The organism is Longicatena caecimuris, from assembly GCF_004341945.1.
Classification (GTDB): domain Bacteria; phylum Bacillota_I; class Bacilli_A; order Erysipelotrichales; family Erysipelotrichaceae; genus Longicatena; species Longicatena caecimuris.
This window is the reverse complement of sequence record NZ_SMBP01000001.1, coordinates 1-14,358: the sequence shown is the minus strand read 5'-3', so window position 1 is coordinate 14,358 and position 14,358 is coordinate 1. Positions and strand designations below refer to the sequence as shown.

The 14,358-nt window shown below is 38.6% G+C and carries 13 protein-coding genes and 1 other RNA gene; 2 read left to right on the top strand and 12 right to left on the bottom strand.

The genetic code is table 11. From position 1 onward, the window contains the following. Positions 1-8 precede the first annotated feature (8 nt). The 11 genes from EDD61_RS00070 to EDD61_RS00020 all read right to left on the bottom strand — a co-directional run bounded on the left by EDD61_RS00070 (position 9) and on the right by EDD61_RS00020 (position 10,296). On the bottom strand, positions 9-1,670 hold the full coding sequence (locus EDD61_RS00070) for a ribonuclease J (RefSeq protein ID WP_008688249.1): 1,662 nt from the start codon (positions 1,668-1,670) through the stop codon (positions 9-11). A 181-nt stretch (positions 1,671-1,851) separates the two neighbouring features. Beyond that, positions 1,852-3,291, bottom strand: a complete 1,440-nt coding sequence (miaB, locus tag EDD61_RS00065; RefSeq protein ID WP_132223114.1) for a tRNA (N6-isopentenyl adenosine(37)-C2)-methylthiotransferase MiaB — start codon at positions 3,289-3,291, stop codon at positions 1,852-1,854. An 86-nt stretch (positions 3,292-3,377) separates the two neighbouring features. Beyond that, positions 3,378-3,551: a 4Fe-4S binding protein gene (locus EDD61_RS00060; RefSeq protein ID WP_008688245.1), complete on the bottom strand. Its 174-nt coding sequence runs from the start codon at positions 3,549-3,551 to the stop codon at positions 3,378-3,380. Positions 3,552-3,833: 282 nt separating this feature from the next. Beyond that, positions 3,834-4,619, bottom strand: coding sequence for a TIGR00282 family metallophosphoesterase (locus EDD61_RS00055; RefSeq protein WP_008978459.1), 786 nt, complete (start codon positions 4,617-4,619; stop codon positions 3,834-3,836). Between the two features lie 5 nt (positions 4,620-4,624). Beyond that, a complete protein-coding gene (gene rny / locus EDD61_RS00050) occupies positions 4,625-6,181 on the bottom strand; it encodes a ribonuclease Y (RefSeq protein ID WP_008688243.1) in 1,557 nt (518 codons plus the stop codon). Between the two features lie 202 nt (positions 6,182-6,383). Further along, positions 6,384-7,415 (bottom strand): recombinase RecA, encoded by a 1,032-nt coding sequence (gene recA / locus EDD61_RS00045; RefSeq protein WP_008688242.1) that lies wholly within the window; start codon positions 7,413-7,415, stop codon positions 6,384-6,386. A 16-nt stretch (positions 7,416-7,431) separates the two neighbouring features. Then, on the bottom strand, positions 7,432-7,908 hold the full coding sequence (locus EDD61_RS00040; protein ID WP_132223111.1) for a CinA family protein: 477 nt from the start codon (positions 7,906-7,908) through the stop codon (positions 7,432-7,434). Further along, positions 7,909-8,499 carry a CDP-diacylglycerol--glycerol-3-phosphate 3-phosphatidyltransferase gene (gene pgsA, locus EDD61_RS00035; RefSeq protein WP_008688240.1) on the bottom strand — a complete coding sequence of 197 codons (591 nt, stop codon included), beginning with the start codon at positions 8,497-8,499 and terminating at the stop codon, positions 7,909-7,911. Then, positions 8,483-9,421 (bottom strand): helix-turn-helix domain-containing protein, encoded by a 939-nt coding sequence (locus EDD61_RS00030; RefSeq protein ID WP_119983332.1) that lies wholly within the window; start codon positions 9,419-9,421, stop codon positions 8,483-8,485. Before EDD61_RS00030 ends, pgsA begins: the two co-directional genes overlap by 17 nt. A gap of 200 nt (positions 9,422-9,621) precedes the next feature. Beyond that, an RNA gene (gene rnpB / locus EDD61_RS00025) (RNase P RNA component class B) lies at positions 9,622-9,963 on the bottom strand. 6 nt (positions 9,964-9,969) lie between these two features. Beyond that, a complete protein-coding gene (locus tag EDD61_RS00020) occupies positions 9,970-10,296 on the bottom strand; it encodes a DivIVA domain-containing protein (protein WP_132223108.1) in 327 nt (108 codons plus the stop codon). 432 nt (positions 10,297-10,728) lie between these two features. On the opposite strand from EDD61_RS00020, the gene recU reads away from it, so the two are divergent. After that, the gene (gene recU / locus EDD61_RS00015) at positions 10,729-11,262 is read left to right on the top strand and encodes a Holliday junction resolvase RecU (protein ID WP_008688237.1); all 534 of its coding nucleotides are present in this window, start codon (positions 10,729-10,731) and stop codon (positions 11,260-11,262) included. Beyond that, on the top strand, positions 11,252-13,954 hold the full coding sequence (locus EDD61_RS00010) for a transglycosylase domain-containing protein (protein WP_117547550.1): 2,703 nt from the start codon (positions 11,252-11,254) through the stop codon (positions 13,952-13,954). Before recU ends, EDD61_RS00010 begins: the two co-directional genes overlap by 11 nt. Before the next feature lie 110 nt (positions 13,955-14,064). Here EDD61_RS00010 and EDD61_RS00005 read toward each other — a convergent pair. Beyond that, positions 14,065-14,358: IS3 family transposase (locus EDD61_RS00005; protein WP_165877184.1), on the bottom strand; the 294-nt coding region annotated here is incomplete at its 5' end.

Here is a 14,358-nt window from a genome sequence, read left to right as displayed (position 1 = left end):
CAAAATACTTATGAATTAATTTCCATAATGACCGGTAAGACCATCGGGCGTTTCCCGGTTTCCTTCATTAAATATTTACTGATCTTATCGCGCGCTTCTGCACGTACTGTCAAATTATCATAACGTTTTTCTTTTACTGCTTTTTCGATACAGTTTTCCATGATATTACCGACTTCTTTAATGATATATTCTGCATCCTTTAAATAAATCAGCCCTCTAGTCTGCACATCCGGACCATTGGATATTTCCTTCGTCTTATGATTAACACCAACACCGATGATCATCACCCCATCTGTCGATAGAACCTCACGATCCTTCAAGACAACACCTGTCACATCCCAATTTTCCTTACCGTCAATCATCGTATCTTCTAATTCCAGACGCTGTGCGACACTCTTTAAGATTTTATTTTCAAATAAGGCAATCTGTCCGTTTTCCAAAATCAGAATACGATCGGGTGAATACCCCATTTTCGTTGCTAAATTTGCATTTACATATAAATGACGATACTCGCCTTTGATCGGTATATAATATTTAGGTTGGAAGAGATACAGCATCATTTTCAGATCTTCACTGGATGGATGCATAGATAATACGGTTTTAGAATCCAGCGTATAAATCTTGCCGCCCTCTTTATAAATTTCGTTTTCCATATTGCTGGCATCTAATTCTGTACCACTGACAATTGGACTGGCTACAATAATCGTATCACTCGTACGGAAACTTACATGCGCATCTTCATGATTAGCGATATTTGTCATCGTACGGAACAGATTTTTACCATTGCCACTAATCAAAACGACAACATCTTCCATGTCATCACTAAAGTTCTTTTCATTGATTTCCATCTCTTTTGGAACGCGATAGTATTTCATCGTTTCTAAATGCTTTAACAGTTCACGAATTCCTTTATCATGAAAAAAGATCTTGCGATTAAACTTTTTCGCCAATTCAATAATTTCTATGATGCGAAATAAACTTTGGGAATAACAGGAAATCAAAATTCGTGTTCCTTCACTAGCTTCAAAAATCGGTTCAATCAAAGATGTAATGCGATGTTTAGGAGCCGTGTGTCCACTCTTATCAGCGCCCTGAGATTCACACAATAGACACAAAACACCTTTTTTTCCTATATCACTTAATTCGTTTAAATCACATAAATATTCTTTTTGAAGCATATCATAATCTACGATAAATTCTCCTGTATAGACGATATATCCCTGATCGGTACTGATCGCCAATCCAAAATTGTCAGGAAATGCATGTGTCATTGGGAATGTACGTATTTTGACACCTCCAATTGTCTGCTTACTGCAGCGTTTTAAACGATGAATCTTTGCATTCTTTATGCCTTCTTTTTTTAGCATCTCATGAATGATATTCGCAGTTAAAGCACCTGTATACACTGGCGCATTCACCTGTTTTAATAAATATGGCAAGGCTGCCACTACATCATCATGGGCATGGGTGATGAAGATCCCTTGAATACGTTCTTTGTTTTCGATCAGATAAGAGAAATCCGGAATGATGAATTCCACTCCTAACTGTCCTGTATCCGGATATTTTAATCCGGCTTCAATAATAAATATAGCTTCATTGACTTCAACGACAAGCATATTCTTGCCATCTTCATCAAGTCCACCAAGCGCAAAAATGCGTACTTGATCCATAAATCGTTACCTCCGTTTTCATATTGTTATTATGTTTTCTTATTGTTTCATTCTGAATGAACTCGAAATTCCATGATAAACTAATGATATTATACCACTAAACATCAAAAAAAAGACAAGGGAATTGCTTTTTATCGCAAAAACCATAAACGAAACCATAAAAAAAGTGATTGCTCACTTTTTATAGAATTTGTTCACCATCTAAAGAAAATGTCTTGCATGCTGTGATTTTCACTTTTACGATATCTCCAGCAGTCACATGCTCACCAGTAAAATTTACGAGCTTATTGGTTTCTGTATAGCCACTCCATACATTCGCCTTTTTCTTGCTGGCGCCATCCACCAATACCTTGACTACTTTACCGAGATATGCCTCATTTTTAACGTGAGCATACTGATTCCAACAAGCATTAAGTTCCGCCAAGCGACGCTGTTTGACTTCCAAAGATACACTATCCGCCATACGTGCAGCCGGTGTTCCTTCTCGTGGAGAATAAATAAAGGTAAAAGCATTATCGAACTGACATTCTTTCACTAGATCTAACGTATGTTGGAACTGTCCTTCGCTTTCATTAGGAAAACCCACAATGATATCTGTAGAGATTGCACACTCTGGCATACGTTCTTTGATCTTATGGAATAAGGTGAGATATTGTGCGTTTGTATAACGACGCCCCATAATCTTCAGAATTTCATCATCACCACTTTGTACCGGCAGATGTATAAATGGCATAATATTGTCATAACGTGCAATCACATCAATCATCTCATCACTAAAATCCCATGGATGGCTTGTTGTAAAACGAATACGTTCTATGCCAATTTTCGCCGTTTCCTCCAACAATTTCGCAAAACCACCTTCGATATGCAAATCTTTTCCATAAGAATTAACATTCTGCCCCAGCAATGTAATTTCTTTATAGCCATCTTGTTTTAACTGACGTATTTCTTGCAATACATCTGCCATAGCTCGGGAACGTTCTTTTCCTCTAGTATAAGGGACGATGCAATATGTACAAAATTTATCACATCCATACATAATATTGACCCAAGCCTTATGTTTGCCAAAACGTCTTACCGGAAGATTTTCAATGACATCGCCTTCTTTTGACAACACCTCGACACTACGCTTATGCCCAACCATCACCTCATACAAAAGTTCTGGTAAACGATGAAGGTTATGTGTTCCAAAAATAAGATTGACATGGCGATATTTTTCTAATAACACTTGTACGACATCTTCTTCTTGTGCCATACAACCACACAAACCAAAAATCAAATCTGGATTGCTTCGTTTCAAACGCTTTAAAGAACCGATCTCGCCCAACACCTTATCCTCAGCATTTTTACGAATAGCACATGTGTTTAACAAAATCAAATCAGCCTGTTCAGGGTGTTCTACCGGTGTAAACATCAATTCTTCTAAAATACCTGCCAAGGTTTCAGAATCGCGTTCATTCGCCTGACATCCATAAGTTCTTAGATAGTATTTCTTTCCCTGTCCCAGTGTTCTAACTTCACTAGGTATTTGAAACAAGCTTTTTTCAATCGTGACTTCTTTCTGTGTACGTTTTTGGGCCTCATGCAAATTAGGCAACGCCCATCCTGGCTGTGTTTTCATTTACTTCCCTGCTTTCTTTTTTCTAATATAATAAACATCCTAAGTGGATGATCTTGACTTAAAAAAACCAAGCATTTCTACTTGGTTTACTGAGAGATTGCTTCTACTGGACAAGCGGAAATACAAGATCCGCAGTCAATACAAGTTCCTTCATCGCATTCTGATTTAGAATCAGCGTTCATGGATAAAGCTCCAACTGGGCAAACTCCTACACAAGCACCACAACCGATGCAAGTATCAGCATTTACATTTACTGGCATTCTTTATTCCTCCTTTACAACCATTCCTATTATACCAATATCTCCAAGGACATGCAAGCATTTAAAGCCAAAAATACTTTTGTGAAGACGCACTTGTTACGTCTTTCACAAAACTATGAACAACCCTTTGAGAAATCTTTTCTTGTACATATCCGATCATCATAAAGTTTCCCCTAAATAAGGCTTTAAACATTTACCTGTTAGAAAGATGAAAGCAATCAAACTCAAAAAAAGGAAGAACATTCAATGGTTTTCCATTGTCTTTCTTCCTATTTTAAGCAATTAACATTCAACATGTTCTGGACGTATCTGAATGCGTTTGATACCTATTGCGCGATTCGTTGCATCATCGATATCCACCAAAGCGCCACAGAAAATTCCTTCACCTTCAGCAATTTTGAATTTGGTCTTCTCTTGTGTTGTAAAACGCGTTACTATTTCATTCACATCACGTCCTAAAACACTGGTATATGCACCGCACATCCCCAAATCCGTAATAGCCGCACATCCATACACGATTCGTTCATCTGCTGTTTGTACGTGCGTATGTGTGCCAACCACAGCACTTAAGCGATCCGCAAAACAATACGTAAAAGCGATTTTTTCGCTCGTTGCCTCAGCATGAAGATCAACCAGATAAATATCCGCTTCCACTTCTTGAAGAATATCTTCCATGCAATAAAACGGCGAATCTATTACATTGTTCATCCAAACTTCACCACTTAAATTCGTGATGGCAACACGTTTTCCCTGCACCTTTATCACAACGGTATGTTCCCCATATTCTAAAGGTTCCATGTTGGCAGGGCGTACCATACGCTCAGCTTCATCGATAAACTGATAAATATCATTTTTAGAAAATGTATGGTTTCCCATGGTGATGACATCAATCCCACAGGCCAGCAATTGGTTATAAATGCGGCGGGTAATACCTTTCCCATGAGCAGCATTTTCACCATTTGCAATTACCAAGTCAATGGCATACTGCTGTTTCAAAAGAGGAAGCTGCCGGCTCACAGTTTCCCTTCCGACAGCTCCTACGATATCTCCTATAAATAAGACTTTCATATTCTTTATTTAGCCAGCTCACAAGATCTTGTTTCACGAATGACCGTAACCTTGATCTGTCCTGGATATGTCAGTTCCGCCTCAATCTTGTCCTTGATGTCACGGGCAAGTTTATGACAAGCCAAATCATCTACTTTATCCGGTACGACCATGACACGAACTTCACGTCCTGCCTGGATCGCATAAGAACTATCCACACCATCAAATGATTTTGTAATCTTTTCAAGCTCTTCCAGACGGTTGATATAATTCTGTAACGCTTCATAGCGAGCACCTGGACGCGCTGCACTAATCGTATCAGCAGCAATAACCAAATTGCTTATGAGAAATTTCGGTTCAACTTCTCCATGATGTGACTGAATCGCATTCAACACCACATCGCGTTCACCATGTTTCTTACAGAATTTGTAGCCTAATTCAATATGACTGCCCTCAACCTCAAAATCCATAGCCTTTCCTATATCATGAAGTAAGCCTGCACGTTTAGCCAGCTGCTGATTTAAACCAAGTTCAGCTGCCATCATACCGGCCAGATGAGCAACTTCCATACTATGTTGTAATGCATTTTGTCCATAAGAATAACGGTACTTTAAACGACCAATCATCTTAATGATTTCACGGTCAATACGACCGATTCCCAATTTAAAGACGGTATCTTCACCAGTCTTCATGATGTTGGTATCCATTTCTTTCTTGATTTTATTGACAACTTCTTCAATACGACCCGGCTGAATACGGCCATCTTTGATTAAATGTTCCAATGCCAATCTTGCAACTTCGCGGCGAATTGGATCAAAACAAGAAACAGTAATCGTTTCAGGCGTATCATCAATAATCAAATCAACACCAGTCGCCTGTTCAATGGCTTTGATATTACGCCCTTCACGTCCGATGATTCTACCTTTCATTTCTTCACTTGGTAAAGCAACAACGGAAACAGTGCGATCAACAGCCTCATCCTGCGATAAGCGCTGAATGCTTTGTGCGACGATGTTGCGCGCCTTTTCATCTGCAGTTGCTTTTGCCTCTTCTTCTTTTTCTTTGATGTAGGCAACCAACTCTTTTTCCATACGTTTTTCGGTGATTGCAAATAATTCTTCTTTTGCCTCACTGGTAGACATGGCCGCTACACGTTCCAATTCCTCTACCTGTACATCAATCTTTGCCTGTAACTCTTTGTCTTTTTTATCTAGCATTGCCATTTTGTCAGCTAATTGAGCACTCTTCAGATCAATCTGTTTTTCTTTGCTTGTCAATGTTTCATCACGGAAATTCAGATTGTCTTCTCTGCGCAGGAGTTTATTTTCCATATCGGTAACCTCCTGCTTGCGTTCTTTTATCTCTTTTTCTGCCGCAAGTTTCAATTCATGCGCTTGTGTACGACCATCCAATACTGCCTGCTTGACGGTTGCGTCGGCTTTTGCTTCCGCTTCCTTCAGCAGCAGGTTGGCCTTTTGCTGATCTTTATTTAAACCTGCCTTTGATACCACTATCATAACGATAATTCCAACGGCAAGACCTATCAACGCAGACAAAAAGATGAGCAGTGCATTATTTTCCATAACACTATTCCTCCATTCGTCATGTAATGAGAATTTTATTCTCTAACATATATTGTACATAAATTTCACATTTTTCTCAACTAAAAACCGCAGTTTTTGGAAAATTAGAATCAAAAATTGAAAGCCGTTCCATCAAAAAGTAAAAGAAGGGCAATCCTGTCCTTCTTTTTTGATAGGTAAACTAAACGATCCTTAAAGCTTTTTAAGCTTTTTCAGCTGCTGTTTTCTCCATGAGCTTCGTTTTTAACTCTTCTAACAGTTCTGGATTAGACTTGATCGTATTTTTTGCAGCTTCTTTCCCCTGGCCGATTTTCTCACCATTGTAAGAAAACCAAGCACCACTTTTCATAACAATATCATGATCCACACATAAATCTAATAACTCCGCGATATAAGAGATGCCTTCGCCATACATGATTTCAATAGCAGCCGTTTTAAAAGGTGGCGCTACCTTATTTTTCACAATTTTTACATTTACTTTATTCCCAATAATTTCAGTTCCATTTTTAATTGCCTCACTGCGTCGAATATCCAAACGCACACTGGAATAAAATTTTAAAGCTCGACCACCAGGTGTGGTTTCAGGATTGCCATAAACAACTCCAACTTTTTCGCGCAGCTGATTAATGAAAATTGCCGTACATTCGCTGCGATTCATGACACCACTTAATTTACGCATCGCTTTTGACATCAAACGAGCCTGTAATCCTACTTGTGAATCACCCATCTCACCATCCAATTCAGCCTGTGGTACCAAGGCGGCAACCGAATCCACGACAACCAAATCAATAGCACCGCTTTTTACTAACATTTCGGTAATATCCAGCGCCTGTTCTCCACTATCTGGCTGTGATAAGATCAACTCATCAATATTGACCCCAAGTTTTTGCGCATATACAGGATCAATCGCATTTTCTGCATCAATAAAGGCAGCACGCCCGCCTTTTTTCTGTACTTCAGCAATCGCGTGCAATGCCAATGTCGTTTTACCACTTGATTCCGGACCGTAGATTTCAATGATACGACCTTTGGGATATCCACCAATACCTAAAGCCTCATCAATTTTGATGGAACCACTGCTGATAGCATCAATTTCTACCGCAGCACGATCTCCTAATTTCATGATGCTGCCTTTTCCATATTGCTTTTCTATGGCCTTAATTGCATCACTTAATAAGGTATCTTTTTTATCTTCTGCTTTTGTCTCTGTTTTCTTATCTTTCTTTTCACTCATGCTACTTTTCCCTTTCTCATTCACTGAGGAATGCGACTGCTTTTTCCATCATAAATTGTACAGCATACGCCCGCAATTCATTGCGTGTCAATTTAGAATGTAATGCAAATACTTGTACATGTTGGATATCTGCTATTGCACAATACACTAAACCTGCCGGTTTGCCTTCCCAGGCATCCAGTCCGGCATTTCCCGTAAAGGAGATACATAGATCAACATCCAATACAGCACGTGCGCTTCGCGCCATTGCAATTGCACATTCTTCACTGACAACACCATATGTTTCGATGATTTTTGCATCAACATGTGCCAATGCTATTTTTTCTTGTGTGGCATATGTGACTAATCCACCTTTTAAAACGGCACTTGCTCCTGCAACATCTGCTATTGCTGCACAAAAGGCACCCGCTGTAAAACTTTCACAGCTGCCAATTGTCAGTTTTTTTTCTTTCAGCAAAGCCACGAAAGATGCTGCTGTTGTTACCTGTTCCATCTACATCGTCTCCATGACAACATCTTTCAACTTCATAAAATAAACAATTCCACTATACACGGAAGCTATTGTTGCTCCCCAAATAAAAATTTGATCCATCGGAATACCTAAATAAGCAAATGGTAAATCATACAGCATGACAAAAATAATAGCAAACATTTGCAGTACAGTTTTAATTTTCCCTGGCATGCCCGCTGCCACCACTTTGCCTTTTGCACTTGCTGACATTCGCAAGCCATCCACGATCGTATCACGCCAAATCATAATGATCACCGCGATGATTGGCACTCTATTGCCAACAGCAAATAAAATCAGCATCGTATTTACTAAAAGCTTATCAGCAATCGGATCAACAAATTTACCAAAAGAGGTAACCAGATTTCGTTTGCGTGCAATATTTCCATCCAAAAAATCAGTAAAAGAAGCAATCGCAAATAAAATCAGCACCACGATATCGCTCCATTGCACTGTCACCATAGCATCCTGTACATTCACTTGGAATGCCATACCCAAATCACAAAACAAATATAGAATAGCGATGATTGGTACTAAAACGACACGAAACAAAGATAATTTATTTGGCAGATTCATTTACTTCACCTACCGTAAACGTCAACGTATTGCTAGGACAATATCCAGGATATGTGCTTGGATTTATACTGCTATCCGTCTTTACGACCTTTCCATTAATTTTTATATCAGTTTGCACCATACAACCGATATAGATAGAAATCTTCGTGCCTTTTTTCACTTCAATTTCACTTGTAGCTGTCTGCCCCACATTAAATATCTTATTTTCACGAATATCTTTTTCATCAACCGTAACACTATAACCAGAATTGCTGCCGTTAAATTTCGTTTCCACTTTTAATTTCTCGCCTTCTTTGACATTGTTGATTGTATAATCGGTCACATCATTTTTGACGATTTCTAATTCTTTGACTTCTTCTTTCTGTTCTTCTTTTTGTTTCTCGTCATCGCTAGGATAGGCTTCTTTATCATTTTCACCGGCAATTGGCATATTGTTTGTCGGTTTGTTATCCTTGCCACTATCTGTCTGCATGAAAATCACAAAAGCAAACATCAATACGATGACCACAACACCAATAATTGCCACAAGCGAAATTAAAGAAACATCTGGTTTCGCTCTTCTGCGCTTTTGGCGTGGCATTTTCACATCTGCGGTCTGCACTTTCGTAAGCTTCTCACTCTTAGCGATATTATGTTCAATTTCTTCATGAGAAAGCTGTGCGCTTTGTACAGATGTCATGGTATAATCGTCAATGCTTTCACGCAATTCATCTTTCATATCTTCAAAATCAATACCGACCGCATCACAATACGATTTCACAAAAAAGCGTAAATAACTCAGGTCCTCATGAAAAAAAGAAATATCTCCTTCTTCTAAGGCTTTGATGTGCTTTGTTGTAAGTCTGGTTTTTTCACTTATATCTTCGACACTCATACCGAGTTCGATACGTTTTTCCTTTAACATGTTTCCTATTTTTTCCATTTGCACACCTCTTTTATAGTACCTGAACGACATTCTTCGATATCTTCAGTATGTCCCGTTTTTATAGTCCTTATTATTATAACAAGCAAAAACTAAATTGTAAAATTATTATGAACATTTTTGAAAATCTCACAGCATTTCCACAATTTCGCGTCATTTTTACATTGAAAAAGCAGGATTACTCCTGCTCTACGGTTTCATTGCATAAGCCATGTTCTGTACTCCAATGGAGTGGCAGTCATTTATCTGCGTTTTTTCAAACGCCCCACCGGATGATTTCACTTCACCTCCAGCAGGTTCCCCTACCAAATTTGGGTTTCTCGCTTGCGGGGTTTACCCGTTCCATCTTCTATGTTTCCATAAAAGCTCGTCTCTGTGGCACTTTTAAAGAAGTACACCATAGTTTCCCTTAGGTTTCCTTCAGCCGTCAGTAATTACACTGCCTGGATTTATTGTTTCATCCAGCACAAACACTACGATCATCACAGATCGTGCGAGCATGGACTTTCCTCTAGTCAAATGACCAGCGACTGCCGCAACGCTGCCGATTATTCTTTTTCTTTCCGAAATACCGCATTTTCTAAACGTGTTAATCGTTTCAGAATATCGATGTTATCTCCACTCAGTTCAGCTTTTTTAGCTTCCACTTCCTGTTTTCCTTCTAATTCTACGATTTTCGCTTTTAGGGTGGCGATATGACGTTCATACTCTTGAAGATGATTGCCAAGATTTTCAATCATGTGGTCATATTCTTGATAGTCATGAATCACAAGATCTAAAAATTCATCGACCTCACGAGAAGAATATCCTTTAAAATCCACATTGAACTGTTTGTTTAATACATCTTCCACACTCAGTTTAAACCTTTTTTCCATTGCACTCACCTTCCTGTTATAGTTTCTCAAAAAACCACTAAAATTGCAAGATATTTTTTTGCTTTCCTATTCTTTGCAGCATCTTTTTCATAAGATATCCTTATTATATTATGAGTAAGATGATCGATTTTTTGGTAGTGCTTCTAAAGTTATTGCAGTAAAATATATATAAATTTTTATTAGAAAGCTTTAAATCGACGACCTTTTCTGCTTAATAAAAAACCTACTCAAATGTTAAGAAAACTTTCAGAATCGTGTATTCTCAGCACAATATTCATCAAATTCATGCTTTTTATCATTAGAATACCATGAATTCTTACGGTTGTTTATCGCAATCATGAAAACCTTATGATATAATATAAACTGGTGATACATGTGATAGGATACCCCAATAAAAAAAACAAGGTGAGTCAAACAGTTGTGGATAATCATATGGGTCGTGGAATGTCATTAGAGGAAGACATCAATGACAGCAACGCCTATTATCGTGCATGTGATCGCGCCTTGATTCATAAGAAGCCAACACCGATTCAGGTGGTTAAGGTTGATTATCCTGCCCGCTGTGCCGCCAAAATAACAGAGGCCTATTATAAGACCCCTAGCACGACTGATTATAATGGCGTGTATCGGGGAAAAGCAATTGACTTTGAAGCGAAAGAAACCAAATCAAAAACATCCTTTCCCTTTAAAAGCATACATCCCCATCAGATTCATCATCTGAAAAAGGTCTTATTTCATGGAGGTATTGGATTCTTCATCATCCGATTCACTTTTTATGATGAGACTTATCTGATTGACGCTGGCGTAATAATCGAACGCTATGAAAATAGTGAACGTAAGTCCATTCCTTATGAACAAGTAAAACAGCTCGGTTCTTATATCAAGGAAGGATTATCCCCACGGCTGCGTTATTTAGATAATGTAGATGCCTTATATTTCAAGGAGGAAAACTCGTATGGCAAATGATACTACGAAAAAAAATTCCAATCCAACAGGAAAGAAAAAGAAAGCTACCGTTCGTAACGTCGTGAATGGTATCATCATCGTCTTCTTATGTTGTGTATTATTAGGAGGCGTGACCGGATTCTTCCTGCTAAGCCAAATCATTGGTAAGGTCAGTGAAGATGAGCGAAAATTGGAAGAAAAAATCATTAATGTAGAGCCAAGCACATTATACAGTGCTGATGGCAAAGTCATTTATGAGCTCGGTGCAGAAAGCCGTGAAATTGTTGAATATGAACAAATTCCACAAGTTACCATTGATGCCTTTTTGGCTATTGAGGATTCCCGTTATTTTAAACATAACGGTTTTGATCTTCCTCGCTTTATTTCCAGTGCGTTCAACAATTTACGTTCCGGATCCTTGGCACAGGGTGGTTCTACCTTGACCATGCAGACGATTGATAACTTTATTAATAAGCCTAAGGAAGAAAAGGCAGACAGTGAAGGCATTAAGCTAACACAAAAAGATAAGATTGAAATGAAGATTCAGGAAATTTATTTAAGTCTTCGCCTTGATTCTAAAATGAGCAAGGAAGAAATCTTAACAAACTATTTGAATAAAATTAACTTTGGTGCTAGCGCCCGCGGTATTCAAAAAGGAGCGCAATATTATTTTGGCAAAAACGTAGAGCAGCTGAATCTGAGCGAAAGTGCCTTTTTAGCCGGCGTGGTCAATGCACCTGCATTGTATAACCCATATCAAGGCTATGATTCCAAAACGAAACAAAACTATTATGCTTATGCTACCAAACGCCGCAACGAAACCCTTTCCTTAATGTTGAGTCATGGCTATATCAGTGAAAGCGAATATAAATTAGCTAAAGCAACAAAACTGGCATTCCAATTAAAAGGAGAATCAAAGGCCAAGGATAATCCTTACCTCGCATACGCGCAAGCTGCGATTACAGAGGCTAGAGAGCTGACAGGTGAAGACCCAGCAACAACCCCAATGAAAATTTATACTGCCCTGGACACTTCCACCCAAGATCGTCTCAATGATATTCAGGAAAAGAAAGTTATCGGTATGCCGGAAAATAAATATTTCCAAATAGCTGCAAGCGTTATCGATAATCGTAAAGGTACGATCATTGCTATTGGTACTGGCTTTGATGATCCTACTTCCAGTACGTATAAAGATCGTGCGACAAAAGAGAAGCATCAGCCAGGATCAACTTCTAAACCATTATTGGCATACGCACAGGCTTTTGATCAAATCGGCTGGGCAACATCACGAATCGTAGAAGATAAACCTATCCAAATTTATGGAGATACAAAGAGTAATTACGATAACAAATATCATGGAAAAGTTTCATTAGAACGTGCGTTAGCGCAATCCTTAAACATCCCTGCTCTGGAAGCTATGCAAGCCGTGACAAATGCGGTTGGCAACGATTATATGCGAGAGTATATGAAAAAACTAGGTTTTGATGATAAGGTTGCCGAAAAATTCGATTTGCTGTATGCCATTGGTGGTGCTAATTTTGAAGCAACCCCTACTCAAATGGCAGCCGCATTTGCTACCTTAGCAAACGGTGGAAAATATATAGAACCACATATGATCACAAAGGTTGTATATAAAGATGGCAGTAAAACTTATGAGAACAACGCTAAGACGACACAGGCTATGTCCCCACAGGCTGCTTATATGACAAGTGATTTGTTAAACAAAGCTATCACAGGCAAATATAGTGGATATAACTATATGAGCCAAGCCTTCAGTGGTGCTGGATATCCGGTTTATGGAAAAACCGGAACTTCTGACTGGGATGATTATGCCGATGAAGTCGGTGGTAATGCCCATGACGGTTGGATGGTCAATTACACAAGTGATTATACGATTGCTTCATGGAACGGCTTTGATTCACGTGTCAACGGCTACACCTACTTATCCGAAGCTGTACAAAATATGAATATACCTGGTAAGATCAATCGTTATATTTTAGATTCCTTAAGTTCCAATGCGACAAGGATTCAAAATCCCGGTGGTATCAGCTCTTATGGTGGAGGTCTCATTAAAACAGAGTTCCTAAAGGATGCAGCAAAAAACAATCCTGAAACCGTAGCCAATGTGAAAAAAGCTAGTGATGCATTAAAATCACCTATCAGTGATGCTAGTAAATATAAACAAAGCGATTACACACCGGAAACATGGGCTGCATTGCAAGAAGCTCTAAAACAAGCAAATGCGTTGTTAAATAAAGAAGACGTCACAGAAGACGAAGTAAATAGAGCAAAACAAGCCTTAGAAAATGCAATACGTGGATTGAAAGAAAAAGAAGTCGCCGTAACAACAACTTCCCTAACATCTGCTATTCAAAATGCTGCTGCATATACCGACACTACAAAATATCAAAGTGCTTATGTGCAAGCATTAAATAGTCGAATCAATGCAGCAAATGCTTTATTAACATCAAGCGGTGTGACACAGGCAGAAATCAATCAAGCCGTTCAAGATATCCAAGCTGCTATTGAAGCTTGTAAAGCTCATCCAGTACAAGAAGTAACACCGCCTAATAATAACAATCAAAAGCCAAACGATAATACCAATAATAATGCTAATACGGATAAAAATGATAACACCAATAAAGGTGATACTGCGAGTGGAACTGGCAATAAAGAAAATGGCAGGCCAACTAGCAATACATTTGGTGATTAGCATATTACACAGAAGAGATTCTTTGCTTGTGATCTGCTCCCTGTCAAGTAGACAGGTGAAATAAATAAAACCAGTAATTGATGACTTGTCGTAAGATAGGTCATCTTTTTCTATGCTGTTGCGATATTAGTTTGTTCTGCCTTAAACGACTGATAATACTTTTCAATGCGTTTATTTACTTCTATTGGATATTGTCGAACTTCATTCACTGCTGTTAAAGCTGCTGTTCGTACTTCTATTGGTGTTTGATCACAATACCTTCCTTGTGGTCTCTCATTATTATAAAATTTGATGTATTTTTCTAATGACGATTTTAATCCTTCTATTGTGTGAAATTCATTCAGATAATACATTTCGGCCTTGATAATTCCCCATAACCCTTCGATTGGGCCATTATCAATGCA